This window comes from Dryocola sp. LX212, assembly GCA_041504365.1.
In the GTDB taxonomy this organism is placed as follows: Bacteria; Pseudomonadota; Gammaproteobacteria; order Enterobacterales; family Enterobacteriaceae; genus Dryocola.
In genome coordinates this window covers 2,958,248-2,974,316 of sequence record CP167917.1, presented here as the reverse complement: position 1 = coordinate 2,974,316, position 16,069 = coordinate 2,958,248, and the positions used below count along the sequence as shown (strand labels likewise).

At 55.0% G+C, this 16,069-nt stretch carries 13 protein-coding genes; all 13 read left to right on the top strand.

The window, feature by feature from the left end:
* The 13 genes from ACA108_14475 (at position 1) to rfbD (ending at position 16,031) form a co-directional block, all read left to right on the top strand.
* Entirely contained in the window at positions 1 to 966 is a 966-nt protein-coding gene (locus ACA108_14475; protein ID XEX94582.1) for a GDP-L-fucose synthase family protein, read from the top strand.
* 2 nt (positions 967 to 968) lie between these two features.
* Positions 969 to 1,448 (top strand): GDP-mannose mannosyl hydrolase, encoded by a 480-nt coding sequence (locus ACA108_14470; GenBank protein XEX94581.1) that lies wholly within the window; start codon positions 969 to 971, stop codon positions 1,446 to 1,448.
* Entirely contained in the window at positions 1,445 to 2,686 is a 1,242-nt protein-coding gene (gene wcaI / locus ACA108_14465; GenBank protein ID XEX94580.1) for a colanic acid biosynthesis fucosyltransferase WcaI, read from the top strand. The genes ACA108_14470 and wcaI overlap by 4 nt, the downstream gene beginning before the upstream one ends.
* On the top strand, positions 2,683 to 4,119 hold the full coding sequence (gene cpsB, locus ACA108_14460) for a mannose-1-phosphate guanyltransferase (protein ID XEX94579.1): 1,437 nt from the start codon (positions 2,683 to 2,685) through the stop codon (positions 4,117 to 4,119). Before wcaI ends, cpsB begins: the two co-directional genes overlap by 4 nt.
* A gap of 73 nt (positions 4,120 to 4,192) precedes the next feature.
* Positions 4,193 to 5,563 (top strand): colanic acid biosynthesis phosphomannomutase CpsG, encoded by a 1,371-nt coding sequence (cpsG, locus tag ACA108_14455; protein ID XEX94578.1) that lies wholly within the window; start codon positions 4,193 to 4,195, stop codon positions 5,561 to 5,563.
* A 150-nt stretch (positions 5,564 to 5,713) separates the two neighbouring features.
* Complete coding sequence (gene wcaJ, locus ACA108_14450) at positions 5,714 to 7,108, top strand: undecaprenyl-phosphate glucose phosphotransferase (GenBank protein XEX94577.1); 1,395 nt, start codon at positions 5,714 to 5,716, stop codon at positions 7,106 to 7,108.
* 11 nt (positions 7,109 to 7,119) lie between these two features.
* On the top strand, positions 7,120 to 8,598 hold the full coding sequence (locus tag ACA108_14445) for an MOP flippase family protein (protein ID XEX94576.1): 1,479 nt from the start codon (positions 7,120 to 7,122) through the stop codon (positions 8,596 to 8,598).
* A gap of 26 nt (positions 8,599 to 8,624) precedes the next feature.
* A complete protein-coding gene (gene wcaK, locus ACA108_14440; protein ID XEX94575.1) occupies positions 8,625 to 9,905 on the top strand; it encodes a colanic acid biosynthesis pyruvyl transferase WcaK in 1,281 nt (426 codons plus the stop codon).
* A complete protein-coding gene (gene wcaL / locus ACA108_14435; protein ID XEX94574.1) occupies positions 9,902 to 11,122 on the top strand; it encodes a colanic acid biosynthesis glycosyltransferase WcaL in 1,221 nt (406 codons plus the stop codon). The genes wcaK and wcaL overlap by 4 nt, the downstream gene beginning before the upstream one ends.
* Positions 11,123 to 11,151: 29 nt before the next feature.
* Positions 11,152 to 12,585 (top strand): colanic acid biosynthesis protein WcaM, encoded by a 1,434-nt coding sequence (gene wcaM, locus ACA108_14430; protein XEX94573.1) that lies wholly within the window; start codon positions 11,152 to 11,154, stop codon positions 12,583 to 12,585.
* Between the two features lie 176 nt (positions 12,586 to 12,761).
* On the top strand, positions 12,762 to 13,658 hold the full coding sequence (gene galF, locus ACA108_14425) for a UTP--glucose-1-phosphate uridylyltransferase GalF (GenBank protein XEX94572.1): 897 nt from the start codon (positions 12,762 to 12,764) through the stop codon (positions 13,656 to 13,658).
* 385 nt (positions 13,659 to 14,043) lie between these two features.
* Positions 14,044 to 15,129: a dTDP-glucose 4,6-dehydratase gene (gene rfbB, locus ACA108_14420; protein ID XEX94571.1), complete on the top strand. Its 1,086-nt coding sequence runs from the start codon at positions 14,044 to 14,046 to the stop codon at positions 15,127 to 15,129.
* Complete coding sequence (rfbD, locus tag ACA108_14415; protein XEX94570.1) at positions 15,129 to 16,031, top strand: dTDP-4-dehydrorhamnose reductase; 903 nt, start codon at positions 15,129 to 15,131, stop codon at positions 16,029 to 16,031. Before rfbB ends, rfbD begins: the two co-directional genes overlap by 1 nt.
* Positions 16,032 to 16,069 lie beyond the last annotated feature (38 nt).

The window sequence follows — 16,069 nt, the reverse complement described above, 5'->3', positions numbered from 1 at the left end:
ATGAATAAGAAACGTATCTTTGTTGCCGGCCACCGCGGGATGGTCGGATCGGCCATCGTCCGCCAGCTTGAGCAGCGCGATGACGTTGAGCTTGTGCTGCGGAGCCGTGATGAACTGAACCTGCTGGACGCGGCGGCGGTAAATGCCTTCTTTGCCGAAGCGCATATCGACCAGGTTTACCTGGCCGCCGCCAAAGTGGGCGGCATCGTGGCAAACAACAGCTTCCCGGCGGACTTCATCTACGAAAACATGATGATCGAGAGCAACATTATTCACAGCGCGCACACGCACAACGTGAATAAGCTGCTGTTCCTCGGCTCCTCATGCATTTACCCGAAGATGGCGAAGCAGCCGATTGCCGAAAGCGAACTGCTGCAGGGCACGCTTGAAGCGACTAATGAGCCGTACGCGATTGCCAAAATCGCCGGGATCAAGCTGTGCGAATCCTATAACCGTCAGTTTGGTCGCGATTACCGTTCGGTGATGCCGACCAACCTGTACGGGCCGCACGACAACTTCCACCCGAGCAACTCACACGTGATTCCTGCGCTGCTGCGTCGCTTCCACGAAGCAACCGAGCAGAACACGCCTGACGTGGTGGTATGGGGCAGCGGTACGCCAATGCGCGAGTTCCTGCATGTGGATGATATGGCCGCGGCCAGCATTCATGTCATGGAGCTGGACCCGGAAGTGTGGGGCGAAAACACCGAGCCGATGCTGTCGCATATCAACGTCGGTACCGGCGTGGACTGCACCATCCGCGAGTTAGCGCAGACCATCGCGAAAGTGACGGGCTACCGTGGCCGCGTGGTGTTCGATGCCACCAAGCCTGACGGCACGCCGCGCAAGCTGCTGGACGTCACCCGCCTGCGCCGCCTCGGCTGGTATCACGAGATTGCCCTGGAGCCTGGCCTTGCCAGCACCTATCAGTGGTTCCTCGAAAACCAGTCCCGGTTCCGGGGGTAAGCATGTTCCTGAGTCATGAAGATTTCGCCACCGTAGTGCGTTCTACGCCGCTGATTTCCATTGACCTGGTCGTCGAAAACCAGGCGGGTGAATACCTGCTTGGTTTACGAACCAATCGCCCTGCCCAGGGCTTTTGGTTTGTGCCGGGCGGGCGCGTGCAGAAAGACGAGCAGCTTGCCGACGCGTTTGCGCGTTTAACCGAAGCAGAATTAGGCAAGCGCTTTACCTTAAAGGACGGCGAGTTTTACGGCGTCTGGCAGCATTTCTACGACGACAACTTCTCCGGGCAGGATTTCTCCACGCATTACGTCGTGCTGGGCTTCCGCCTGCGCGTCAATGCGCAAGAACTGCAGCTTCCGATGGAACAGCACAATGAATACCGCTGGCAGAGCGTCGCGGAACTGCTGGCAAGCGAAGACGTGCACGACAACAGCCGTGCCTACTTCCTCGCGGAGCCGGCAGATAAGGTAATCGGATTATGAAGATTCTGGTCTACGGCATTAACTACTCACCGGAGCTGACCGGCATCGGGAAATACACGGGTGAGATGGTGGAATGGATGACCAGCCAGGGCCACGAAGTGCGGGTCATCACCGCACCGCCATATTATCCGGTCTGGGAAGTGCATCCTGACTACTCGGGCTGGAAGTACAAAAAAGAGCAGGGCGCGGCCACCGTCTGGCGCTGCCCGCTATACGTTCCAAAGCAGCCTTCAACTTTAAAGCGTCTGATCCACCTGGGCAGCTTTGCCCTGAGCTCTTTCTTCCCGCTGATGGCGCAGCGCCGCTGGCAGCCGGACCATATTATTGGCGTGGTGCCGACGCTTTTTTGCGTCCCGGGCATGCGCCTGCTGGCAAAACTGAGCGGCGCGCGCACGCTGCTGCACGTTCAGGATTACGAAGTTGACGCGATGCTGGGTCTCGGCATGGCGGGCGGCAGCACGAGCAAAGTGGCGAAGCTCGCCCAGCGCTTTGAACAAAGCTGCCTGCACAACGTCGACAACGTGTCGACCATCTCCCGCTCGATGATGAACAAAGCCATCGAGAAAGGCGTCGATCCAAAGCGCGTGATCTTCTTCCCTAACTGGTCGGAAGTAGAGCGTTTTCGCGACATCGCACCGCAGGACGTGCAGGCCGTGCGTGAAAGCCTGCGGCTGCCAGCCGACAAAAAAATCATTCTTTATTCCGGCAACATCGGCGAAAAGCAGGGTCTGGAGACGGTAATTGAGGTCGCTGCCCGCTTCAGCGACCAGCCTTATGTGTTTGTGATTGTCGGCCAGGGCGGCGGCAAAAACCGCCTCGAAAAACTGGTGGCCGATCGCAATCTGCACAACGTGGTGTTCCATCCGCTGCAGCCGTATGACGCGCTGCCCGCGCTGCTGAAGCTGGCGGACTGCCATTTAGTTATCCAGCGTCGCGGCGCAGCTGACGCGGTGCTGCCGTCCAAGCTGACCAACATTCTGGCCGTGGGCGGCAATGCGGTGATCACCGCAGAGCCGGAAACCGAGCTCGGCCAGCTTTGCGACCTGTATCCAGGAATTGCCGTCTGCGTGGAGCCTGAATCCGCCGACGCGCTGAGCGACGGCATCGTCCGCTGCCTGCAGCTGCCGGCTGACAACGCCATCGCCCGTGAATACGCCGAACGCACGCTCGAGAAAGAGAACGTGCTGAGTCAATTTATCGCTGCCTTATCAGCACCAGATGTCGGGGTTAAACCATGAGTCATTCCCAGCTTTATCCGGTCATTATGGCTGGCGGAAACGGCAGCCGCCTGTGGCCGCTGTCCCGCGTCCTCTATCCGAAACAGTTCCTCTGCCTGAAAGGGGAGCTGACCATGCTGCAAACCACCATTAACCGCCTGAACGGCGTGGAGTGCGAAAGCCCGGTGGTGATTTGCAACGAGCAGCACCGTTTTATCGTTGCAGAACAGTTGCGCCAGCTTAACAAGCTGACTGAGAACATCGTGCTGGAGCCTGCCGGTCGTAACACCGCGCCCGCTATCGCGCTGGCGGCGCTTGCCGCATTACGCAACCAGCCGGACAGCGATCCGCTGATGCTGATCCTCGCCGCTGACCATGTTATCCAGAACGAAGATGCCTTCCGTGACGCGGTGCGTAACGCGCTGCCGCACGCCGAGGCGGGCAAGCTGGTGACCTTTGGCATCGTGCCTGACCAGCCGGAAACCGGCTACGGCTATATCCGCCGTGGGCAGGCCGAATCGGCGGGCGTGGACGCGGTGGCGTTCAGCGTTGCGCAGTTCGTGGAGAAGCCGGACCTGACGACCGCCGAGGAGTACGTGGCCTGCGGTGAATACTACTGGAACAGCGGCATGTTCCTGTTCCGCGCCGGTCGCTATCTGGAAGAGCTGGGCAAATACCGCCCGGATATTCTCCAGGCCTGTGAAAACGCGATGGCGAACGTCGACCCGGATCTGGACTTTGTACGTGTGGATGAAGCCGCGTTCCTGGCCTGCCCGGATGAGTCCATCGACTACGCGGTAATGGAAAAAACCGCCGATGCGGTGGTGGTGCCGATGGACGCGGGCTGGAGCGACGTTGGATCCTGGTCCTCTCTGTGGGACATCAGCGCTAAAACGAATGAAGGTAACGTGCACCACGGCGACGTGATTAGCCACGAGACTGAAAACAGCTATATCTACGCCGAATCCGGCCTGGTAACCACGGTCGGCGTCAAAGACCTTATCGTTGTGCAGACAAAAGATGCCGTGTTGATTGCCGACCGCGACCACGTGCAGAGCGTGAAAAAAGTTGTCGAGCAGATCAAACACGATGGTCGTCACGAACACCACAACCACCGCGAAGTTTACCGCCCATGGGGCAAATACGACTCTATCGATTCCGGCGATCGTTATCAGGTGAAGCGCATCACCGTGAAGCCGGGCGAGGGGCTGTCTTTGCAGATGCATCATCACCGCGCCGAGCACTGGATCGTAGTGGCGGGCACCGCAAAAGTGACGCTGGGCGATGAGATCAAACTGCTGGGTGAAAACGAGTCCATTTACATCCCGCTGGGCATGACCCACTGCCTGGAAAACCCCGGCAAGATCCCGCTCGACCTGATCGAAGTGCGCTCCGGCACCTACCTCGAAGAAGACGATATCGTTCGTTTTAAAGACCGGTACGGGCGCGTTTAACGCTCATTAAATAAATATTCCCCGCAGGCCGACCCTGTGGGTTGGGTAACCGTTGCCCGAAGGAGTGAAACTGATGCAAAAACTGACCTGTTTTAAAGCCTACGACATCCGTGGAAAGCTGGGCGAAGAGCTGAACGAAGACATCGCCTGGCGCATTGGCCGGGCCTACGGCGAGTACCTGAAGCCGAAAACTATCGTGCTGGGCGGCGACGTGCGCCTGACAAGCGAAACCCTGAAGCTGGCGCTGGCGCGCGGCTTACAGGATGCGGGCGTTGACGTGCTGGATATTGGCCTGTCCGGCACCGAAGAGATTTACTTTGCCACCTGGCATCTGGGCGTTGACGGCGGCATCGAAGTGACCGCCAGCCACAACCCGATGGACTACAACGGCATGAAGCTGGTGCGCGAGGGCGCGCGCCCAATCAGCGGCGACACCGGCCTGCGCGACGTGCAGCGCCTGGCGGAAGCGAACGATTTTCCGCCGGTGAACGAAGCGAAGCGCGGAAGTTACAAGAAGATTTCCGTCGTGGAAGCCTACATCGACCACCTGTTCTCGTACATCAACGTCCAGAACATTAAGCCGCTGAAGCTGGTAATTAACTCCGGCAACGGCGCGGCTGGCCCAATTGTTGACGCCATCGAAGCGCGTTTTAACGCGATGAACGTGCCGTTGACCTTCATCAAGGTGCACAACACTCCCGACGGCAACTTCCCGAACGGCATTCCTAACCCCCTGCTGCCGGAGTGCCGCGACGACACCCGCAACGCAGTTATTGAGCACGGTGCGGACATGGGCATTGCCTTTGACGGCGACTTCGATCGCTGCTTCCTGTTCGACGAGAAAGGGCAGTTTATCGAGGGGTACTACATCGTTGGCCTGCTGGCGGCGGCGTTCCTTGAGAAACAGCCGGGCGCAAAAATCATTCACGATCCGCGCCTGTCCTGGAACACGGTGGATATTGTCGAGCGCGCGGGCGGCACGCCGGTGATGTCAAAAACCGGCCACGCGTTTATCAAAGAGCGCATGCGTGAAGAAGACGCGATTTACGGCGGAGAAATGAGCGCCCACCACTACTTCCGTGACTTCGCCTACTGCGACAGCGGGATGATCCCATGGCTGCTGGTGACAGAGCTGCTGTGCCTGAAGGGGAAAACTCTGGGCGAGCTGGTGCGCGACCGCATGGCGGCGTGGCCCGCAAGCGGTGAAATTAACAGCAAGCTGGCCGACCCAAAAATCGCCATCGAGCGCGTGCACCAGCATTTTGCCCCGCATGCCGATGAAATCGATAACACGGACGGCGTGAGCATGGCCTTCGGCGACTGGCGCTTCAACCTCCGAAGCTCGAACACCGAGCCGGTAGTGCGCCTGAACGTGGAGTCCCGCAGCAACGAGCAGCTGATGCAGGCGCGAACGCAGGAAATCATGGCGCTGTTGAATCAGTAATTTGGGATCGGCAATCTCGCGGTTTTTGTAGGGCGGATAAGCCTGCGCCATCCGCCGCTTTCGGGAACACCGGAGGTGAATGGCGCGTCGCTTATCCACCCTTAGTCGAAGCGAAGAGATAGCCGTGCTCCTTTCAATAAAGGTAAAACGATGACAAATCTAACAAAGCGCGAGCTGCCAAAAACGAACGCATCGTTAATTTCAATGGTGCAGCGTTTCTCCGACATCACCATCATGTTTGTCGGACTGTGGGTAGTCTGCAAAGTCAACGCGTTGCCGTTTATCTACATGCATCTGTTAATGGCTCTGCTTACCCTGGCTGTGTTCCAGATGATTGGCGGCATCACCGATTTCTATCGCTCCTGGCGCGGCGTGAAAATTGCCAGCGAGCTGGCGCTGCTGCTGCAAAACTGGACCCTGGCGCTGATTTTTAGCGCCGGTCTGCTGGCGTTTAACTCCGATTTTGACGGCTCGTTCTGGGTCTATCTTGCCTGGTACGTATTAACCGGCTTCGGCCTGGTGGTCTGCCGCTCGTTTATCCGCTTTGGTGCGGGCATGCTTCGCAATATGGGCTACAACACCCGCCGCATTGCCATCGCCGGTTCAATGCCGGTTGGGCGCACGCTGGCGTCGAGCTTCCGCAGCGAGCCGTGGTTAGGCTTCGAAGTGGTCGGCGTGTTTGATGATTTACAGCCGGAGACGGCGGATGGCGACTACGCCGGGAGCTTTGCCGAGCTGGTAGAAGAGGCGCGCTCTGGCCGCATCGATAACGTTTATATCGCTATGCCGATGAGCGAAGAGTCCCGCATCAAGAAGCTGGTGCGCGATCTGACCGACACTACGTGCTCCGTGCTGCTGATCCCTGACGTTTTCACGTTCAATATCCTTCATGCCCGTACCCATGAGGTGAACGGCGTGCCGGTTGTGCCGCTGTTCGATACGCCGCTCAACGGGATTAACCGCATCCTGAAGCGCGTGGAGGATATCGTTCTGTCCTCCCTGATCCTGCTGCTGATTTCTCCGGTCCTGCTGGCTATCAGCGTGGCGGTAAAAGCCACCTCGCCCGGCCCGGTTATCTTCCGGCAGACGCGTTACGGCATGGACGGCAAACCGATTAAGGTGTGGAAATTCCGCTCTATGAAGGTCATGGAGAACGACGCGATAGTCGTCCAGGCCACGAAAGGGGATAAGCGCATAACGCCGGTCGGCAACTTCCTGCGCCGGACGTCGCTTGACGAACTGCCGCAGTTTATCAACGTGCTGCTGGGCGGGATGTCGATTGTTGGGCCGCGTCCACACGCGGTGGCCCATAACGAACAGTATCGTTCGCTTATTGAGGGCTACATGCTGCGCCATAAGGTCAAGCCAGGCATTACCGGCTGGGCGCAGATCAACGGCTGGCGCGGTGAAACCGACACGCTGGAGAAAATGGAGAAGCGCGTCGAGTTCGACCTGGAGTATATCCGCGAGTGGAGCCTGTGGTTCGACATCAAAATCGTCTTCCTGACCATTTTCAAAGGCTTTGTTAACAAAGCCGCGTATTGAGTATAGCTGCCATGAGCCTTAGAGAAAAAACCATCAGCGGCGCCAAGTGGTCTGCTATCGCCACGGTCATTATCATCAGCCTTGGGCTGGTGCAGATGACGTTCCTGGCGCGTACCATTGATAACCACGAGTTCGGTTTACTGACTATTTCGCTGGTGATTATCGCCCTGGCCGACACCCTGTCCGATTTCGGTATCGCCAACTCTATCATCCAGCGCAAGCAGATAAGCCATCTCGAACTGACCACGCTTTACTGGCTCAACGTCAGCCTGGGGCTGGTGGTGTGTGTGACGGTGTTTCTGCTTAGCGACGTTATCGCCTCGATGCTGCATAACACTGCGCTTGTCCCGCTGATTAAAACGCTGTCGTTTGCTTTTATTATTATTCCCCACGGCCAGCAGTTCCGCGCGCTGATGCAAAAGGAGATGGAGTTTTCAAAGATAGGCTCGATTGAGACGATTTCGGTGCTGGTGGGATTCACTGTAACGGTCACCATGGCGATATTTTACCCGTTCGCCATGACCGCTATTATTGGCTATCTGGCCAACACCCTGGTACGCACATCGCTGTTTGGCTTTTTTGGGCGCAAGATTTACCGCCCGGGCTTTCACTTTTCGCTGAAGTCCGTCGGCTCGAATCTGAGGTTTGGCGCATGGCTAACGGCGGACAGCCTCATCAACTATGTGAATACCAATCTATCGACGCTAGTGCTGGCGCGAATTCTGGGTGCCAGCGTAGCGGGGGGATATAACCTCGCTTACAACGTGGCGGTTATTCCGCCGATGAAGCTCAACCCAATCATTACCCGCGTGCTGTTCCCGGCCTTTGCCAAGATTCAGGACGATACCGACAAGCTGCGCGTCAACTTCTACAAGCTGCTGTCGATTGTCGGCATCATTAACTTCCCGGCGCTGCTCGGTCTGTTGGTGGTGTCGAATAACTTCGTGCCGCTGGTCTTCGGCCATAAGTGGCACTTCATCACCCCCATTCTGCAGCTGCTGTGCGTGGTCGGTCTGCTGCGCTCCATTGGTAATCCCATTGGCTCGCTGCTGATGGCGAAAGCGCGCGTGGACATCAGCTTTAAATTTAACGTTTTCAAAACCTGCCTGTTTATCCCGGCGATTATCGTCGGGGGACATCTGGCAGGCGCGCTGGGTGTGACGCTGGGTTTCCTGCTGGTGCAGATGCTCAACACCGTGCTGAGCTACTTCATCATGATTAAACCAGTGCTGGGCTCGAGTTATCGCGAGTATATCGCCAGCATCTGGCTGCCGTTTTATCTGTCGATTCCTACGCTTGTGGTCAGCGCAGCACTTGGGGGGGCGCTGAAGGGCCATATGCCTCTCTCTGCACTGCTGGCCGTGCAGATTGCCGCAGGTGCCGCTGCCTTTATTGTCATGCTCGCACTTTCCCGCAACGCGCTGGTCGTTGAGCTTAAGCGCCAGTTTTGCCGCAGCGATCGCTTGAAGGCGCTGCTCCGCGCGAGCTAAGAACCCCATATAAATAAGAGGTCTGTATGAAATTATTGATTCTTGGCAACCACACCTGTGGCAACCGTGGCGACAGCGCTATTTTGCGCGGCCTGATTGATGCCATTACTACCGTTGACGACACGGTACAAGTTGACGTGATGAGCCGTTATCCGGTGAGTTCCGCCTGGCTGCTGGGCCGCCCGGTTCTGGGCGACGACCTCTATAAACAAAGGAGGCTGCATAACAATGCCGTCGGGCTAATGGGGCGTGTTAAGAAGGTGCTGCGCCGTAAATACCAGCACCAGGTGCTGATAGCGAAGGCGACAGACAGCGGTCGCCTGCGGAATATCTCTATTCCACAGGGTTTTATCGACTTTGTGAAATCGCTCCACCAATACGATGCCATCATCCAGGTTGGCGGGTCGTTTTTTGTCGATCTGTACGGTGTTTCCCAGTTTGAACATGCGCTATGTAGCTTTATGGCGAAAAAGCCAGTGTACATGGTTGGCCACAGCGTGGGGCCGTTCCAGGACCCGCAGTTTAACCAGTTGGCGAGCTACGCGTTTGGCAATGCAAAGGCGCTGATCCTGCGTGAATCCGTCAGCCTCGACCTGATGAAGCAGAGTAACATCGATACCAGCAAAGTGGAGGTGGGCGTGGATACGGCCTGGCTGGTTGAGCATCACAACGAGACGTTTGTGCCGAGCTACGCGGTGCGCCACTGGTTTGACATCATCAAACGTAAGAAAACCGTCGCCATCACTCTGCGCGAGCTTGCGCCGTTCGATAAGCGTCTGGGCACTACACAGAAGGCCTACGAGCAGGCGTTTGCCGCCGTGGTTAACCGCGTAATTGAGCAGGGCTATCAGGTGCTGGCGTTATCAACGTGTACGGGTATCGACAGCTACAACAAAGATGACCGCATGATTGCGCTCAACCTCAGGCAGTATGTGAATCAACCGGACCAGTATCATGTGGTCATGGACGAGCTGAACGACCTGGAAATGGGCAAGCTGCTGGCAGAATGTGAGCTGACCGTGGGCACGCGCCTGCACTCCGCCATTATCTCCATGAACTTCGGTACGCCAGCCATCGCCATCAACTACGAGCACAAGTCTGCGGGCATCATGCAGCAGCTCGGTATGCCGGAAATGGCGATTGATATCCGCCAGCTGCTGGACGGGTCGCTGCAGGGCGTAGTAGCGGACGTGCTTGGCCAGCTGCCGGTGATAAATGAGCGTCTTTCGCTTGCCGTACAGGCCGAGCGCCAGACTGGTCTGCGCATGGTCGAGTCTGTACTGACGCGAGTCAAGGAGGCGAAATGAAGGTTGGTTTTTTCCTGCTCAAGTTCCCGGTCGCGTCCGAAACCTTCGTCCTGAATCAGATCGTGGCGTTCATCGATATGGGCTACGAGGTGGAGATCGTTGCGATTCAGAAGGGCGATTTGGCCAACACCCATGCGGCGTTCAAAGAGTATCGCCTGGCGGAGAAAACCACCTGGCTAATGGACGAGCCGGAAGGGAAGTTGGCAAAGCTGCAGTCCCGCGCGTTGAACACGCTGCGTGGTTCGCTGCGGCCGCGCACCTGGCGTGCGCTAAACGCGAAGCGCTACGGTGAAGAGGCCCGCAATCTTATTCTGTCTGCTATCTGTGGGCGTAACCCACGGCCTTTACAGGCGGATGTTTATATCGCTCATTTCGGCCCGGCGGGTGTTACCGCCGCCAAGCTGCGTGAGCTGGGCCTGCTGAAGGGCAAAATTGCCACTGTTTTCCACGGTATTGATATTTCAGGCCGCGAGGCGCTGGCCCATTACACGCCGGAATATCAGAAGCTGTTCACGCGTGGCGATCTCATGCTGCCCATCAGCAATCTCTGGGCCAGCCGACTGGAGAAGATGGGCTGCCCGGCGCATAAAATTGCCGTCTCCCGTATGGGCGTGGACATGGAGCGTTTTTCAGTGCGCCCGGTAAAAGCGGCTGCCAAAACGCTGGATATCATCTCCGTCGCGCGGCTGACCGAGAAAAAAGGGCTGCACGTGGCGATTGAAGCCTGTCGGCTGCTGAAAGAACGCGGCGTTAAATTCCGTTACAATATCCTGGGCCTCGGCCCGTGGGAAACTCGTTTGCGCACGCTTATCGAGCAGAACCAGCTTGTTGGCGAGGTTCACATGCTGGGATTTAAGCCGAACCACGAAGTGAAGGCCATGCTGGACAAGGCCGATCTGTTTCTGCTGCCGTCCGTCACAGGCGGAGACGGCGACATGGAAGGTATCCCGGTTGCGCTGATGGAGGCGATGGCAGTGGGCATTCCCGTTGTCTCAACCGTTCACAGCGGCATTCCCGAACTGATTGACGCCGGGGAATCCGGCTGGCTGGTGCCCGAGTATGACGCCGTTGCCCTGGCAAATCAGCTACAGGCTTTTGCCAGCGTAGAAGAAGAACGGCTCAGGTCGATGCTTACGCTCGCGCGTGAAAAAGTAGAAAGCGAATTTAATCAAAAAGTTATTTATCAGAAGTTAGCCCATCAGCTCCATACGCTGTAAATCCACCGAGTGAAGCTTCACGAGGACGTATGCGAAAAAGATTTAAATTCAGTAACCTGCCGTTTTCTCCCTTCCGCCGAAAGCTGCTGTGGGCCAGTTCGCTGCTGGCCGCTGTGCCCGCAACGCTCCCGCGCGCAGTGCTGGCAGCCAGTTCTAAAAAAGAGGTCAGCGTTCAGATCTTTTTCAAAGGTAGCTGGCCCGCCGCTTTTGAACAGGCTTTTGAGCACGCGGATACGGTCGTCGTGCCAGCGGATTTAGTCTGTGATGGCATCAATTCCCCAATCTTCATGCCTGCGGGGAAAACGCTAAAGGTCGCGGGAGGCCTTAGGGGCAACGGGAAAGGCCGTTTTATCCTACAGGACGACTGTAAAATTCTCGGCGAGAAGGGCGGACGCTTCAATAACGTTATTCTCGACGTACGCGGCTCCGATATCAGCATCTGCGGTATCGACATGAGCGGCATGGTGCCGGTGACGCAGATTTATATCGGTGGCAAAGACAAGGTGATGCGCACGATGCGTAACTTGGTTATCGATAACATCACCATTCATGATGCCAACTACGGCATCCTGCGCCAGGGTTTTCAGAATCGGATGGAAAATGTGCGGATCACCAACGGTCACTTTAACCGCCTGCAGGGTGACGCCATTGAATGGAACGTGGCGATTAACGACCATAACCTGTTGATATCTGATCATGTTATCGAAAACATCGATTGCACGAACGGCAAGGTCAACTGGGGTATTGGCATTGGGCTTGCGGGCAGCCGATATAATAATGAGTACCGGGAAGAGCTGTCGGTGAAAAATTTTGTGATCGCCAATATTACCGGCAGTAACTGTCGCCAGCTGGTGCATGTTGAGAACGGCAAGCATTTCATTATCCGCAACGTTAAGGCTCGCAATATAAACCGTACCTTCAGCAAAACTGCCGGCATTGATAACGCCACCGTGGCAATTTATGGCTGTGATAATTTCGTCATTGATAATATTGATATGGTAGACAGTGCCGGGTTCCTGATTGGCTATGGCACGGTTAAGGGTAAATACCTGTCTATCCCGCAAAATTTCCGTCTGAATAACATTACGCTTGATAACACCCGGTTGCCGTATCACGCCCGCGGGATTCAGGTGTCTTCGGGTAACGCGTCGTCGTTCGTCTCGATCACTAACATGACGATTAAGCGCGCGTCGCTTGAGCTGCACAACAAACCGCAACATCTGTTCGTCAGAAATGTGAGCGTGATGCAGCGCTCCGACCTTGGCCCGGCCCTTAAGCTGCACTTCGATTTGCGTAAGGACGTGCGGGGCCGCTTTATGGCGAAGAACGACACGCTGCTGTCGCTTGCCGACGTGCATGCGGTCAACGAAAAAGGGCAAAGTTCGGTGGATATCGACCGGGTCGATCAACAGCACGTGAACACCGACAACTTGAACTTTGCGCTGCCTGCGTTGCGTAAATAAACAATCAAGCGACTTTGCGAGTTTTCTGAGCCCTTATTGACATTAATAGGGGCTTTTTTGTTTTGTAACCCCCGGCGCGGGGGATAAGATGAGCTACTAATATTGGGATGAATTCATGCTGGCATCAGGGCACGAAAAGACTATAATCCTTCAACCATTTTGAGGTGGGACTGAATATGATTAATTTGAAAGCAGTTATTCCAGTAGCAGGTCTTGGGATGCATATGTTGCCTGCCACCAAGGCGATTCCAAAAGAGATGCTGCCGATTGTCGATAAGCCGATGATCCAGTATATCGTCGATGAAATCGTCGCTGCTGGCATCAAAGAGATCGTGCTGGTAACCCACTCCTCCAAGAACGCCGTTGAGAACCACTTCGACACGTCTTACGAACTGGAAGCCCTGCTTGAGCAGCGCGTTAAGCGTCAGCTGCTGGCAGAGGTACAGTCCATTTGTCCTCCGGGCGTCACAATCATGAACGTCCGTCAGGCACAGCCGCTTGGTCTGGGGCACTCTATCCTTTGTGCTCAGCCGGCAGTAGGAAACAACCCGTTTGTGGTCGTTCTACCAGACGTGGTGCTCGATAACGCGAGTGCGGACCCACTGCGCTATAATTTAGCGGCAATGGTGGCCCGTTTTAACGAAACCGGCCGCAGCCAGGTGCTGGCGCGTCACATGCCGAATGAAGATCTTTCTGCCTACTCAGTGATTACCACCGAGGAGCCGCTGAACAACGACGGGCAGGTCAGCCGCATCGTAAACTTTGTTGAAAAACCAGATGAACCACAATCGCTGGATTCTGACCTGGCAGCCGTTGGCCGCTACGTCCTGTCTGCGGATATCTGGCCAGAGCTGGAAAAAACTGAACCGGGCGCATGGGGCCGTATCCAGTTAACGGATGCCATCGCTGCGCTGAACGAAAAGCAACCTGTTGAAGCGGCGCTAATGACGGGCGAAAGCTACGACTGCGGTAAAAAAATGGGCTATATGAAGGCGTTCGTACAGTACGGCCTGCGTAACCATAAAGAAGGGCAGAAGTTCAGGGAAAGCATCCAGAAGATGCTGGTTCGTTGATTTAACCGTCAATGACTGAATATGCCACATAAGAAGAACGGCAGTGATGAGTGGCGACAAGGTTGCGGTGTGCAGCTTCGTTGCGGCTTACTGCCGTTTTTTTATGGCTTAAAAGTTAGCATAATCCGATAGTTTTCGAGCCCATTAGAATAGGTCATGAGCAACAGGTAACATAACTTATCCTAATGTGCTCCTCTTCCGACGGAAGCCTCCCAAGGCCAAGTCTATGTAAGTACAAAATCAGTACTCTGGTAGCTGTTGAGCCAGGGGCGGTAGCGTGGGAAAATATTTCCTGCCCCAATTGTATATTTAATTCCTTTGATGATTATAACTTCAGATATTATTTTAGAAAATAATCACTCCATAATTTTAGAGAGAATATTTCGTGAAAATTCTTGTTACTGGTGGTGCCGGCTTTATCGGTTCTGCGGTCGTTCGTCATATTATTAATAATACCCAGGACAGCGTCGTTAACGTCGATAAATTAACCTATGCGGGTAATCTGGAATCTTTGATAGAAGTTTCTGCGAACGAGCGTTATGCGTTTGTACAGGCTGATATCTGCGACAGAGCGGCGCTGGATAAGATTTTTACAGAGCATCAGCCCGATGCGGTAATGCACCTGGCGGCGGAAAGTCACGTCGATCGCTCAATTACCGGGCCAGCCGAGTTTATTGAAACCAACATTGTTGGCACCTATACCCTGCTGGAAGCTGCAAGAGCATTCTGGTCTGCACTTGATGAAAAGCGCAAAGCGGCGTTCCGTTTCCATCACATTTCCACTGATGAAGTTTACGGTGATTTACCGCACCCTGACGAACGTCCAGCAGGCGAAGAATTACCTCTGTTCACAGAAACGACTTCATACGCGCCGAGCAGCCCATACTCTGCTTCAAAAGCTTCCAGCGATCATCTGGTTCGCGCGTGGCTTCGTACTTATGGTTTTCCGACCATTGTTACAAACTGCTCGAACAACTATGGCCCTTACCACTTCCCGGAAAAATTAATCCCGCTGGTAATTCTTAATGCACTGGAGGGTAAAAAGCTCCCGGTGTATGGGCAGGGGGACCAGATTCGCGACTGGCTCTACGTAGAAGATCACGCTCGTGCGCTTTACACCGTAGTGACCAAAGGCGCGATTGGCGAAACCTACAACATCGGTGGGCATAACGAGAAGAAAAATCTCGATGTGGTACATACCATTTGTGATCTGCTGGATGAAATTGTGCCTAAGGCCAATTCCTATCGTGAGCAAATCACCTATGTTGCCGATCGTCCTGGCCACGATCGCCGCTATGCGATTGATGCAGATAAAATCAGCCGCGAATTGGGCTGGAAGCCGCAGGAAACCTTCGAAAGCGGGATTCGCCAGACGGTGCAATGGTACCTGGCTAACCAGCAGTGGGTTGAGAACATTAAAAGTGGTTCCTACAAGAATTGGATCAAGCAGAATTATGGGGAACGCAAATAATGGATATCCTTCTGTTCGGTAAAACAGGTCAGGTAGGCTGGGAGCTGCAGCGCTCATTGGCACCTTTAGGTAATGTTATTGCCGTTGACGTACATTCAACTGAATATTGCGGTGATTTTAGTAATCCTGAGGGCGTGGCTGAAACCGTGCGCCGGGTTAAGCCAGATGTTATTGTTAACGCCGCTGCTCATACGGCGGTAGATAAAGCAGAAAGCGAACGTGATTTTGCTCAGTTATTGAATGCTACCAGCGTGGAAGCCATCGCTAAAGAGGCTGAAAAGCTGGGCGCATGGCTTGTCCATTACTCGACGGATTATGTCTTCCCGGGTGATGGAGATAAACCCTGGCAAGAAACCGATGCCACCGCGCCCCTTAATGTCTACGGCGAAACGAAGTTAGCGGGTGAAATGGCTGTACAAACCTATTGTTCCAAGCATCTCATTTTCCGTACCAGCTGGGTTTATGCAGGGAAAGGCAATAACTTCGCGAAGACTATGCTGCGGCTGGCAAAAGATCGTGAGGAACTTTCGATCATTAATGATCAGGTTGGTGCGCCTACCGGTGCTGAATTGCTGGCGGATTGCACGGCGCATGCCATCACTACTGCGAGAAGAGATCCTCAGGTTTCAGGCCTCTATCACTTGGTTGCTTCCGGTACGACAACCTGGTTTGATTACGCCAATCTGGTGTTTTCAGAGGCAAGACAGGCTGGTTTGATTTTGGCGGTGAACAAAACAAATCCAGTTCCTACTTCTTCTTATCCAACCCCTGCACGTCGCCCAAATAATTCTCGCCTGGATACAAATAAGTTCCAGACGACTTTTGGATTGACCTTGCCAGCATGGGAAGTGGGTGTAAAAAGAATGCTTGCTGAGCTGTTTTCTACGGCGAATAACTTATAACGATTGGTAATTACCCCCTTCTGGGCACAAACAAATTG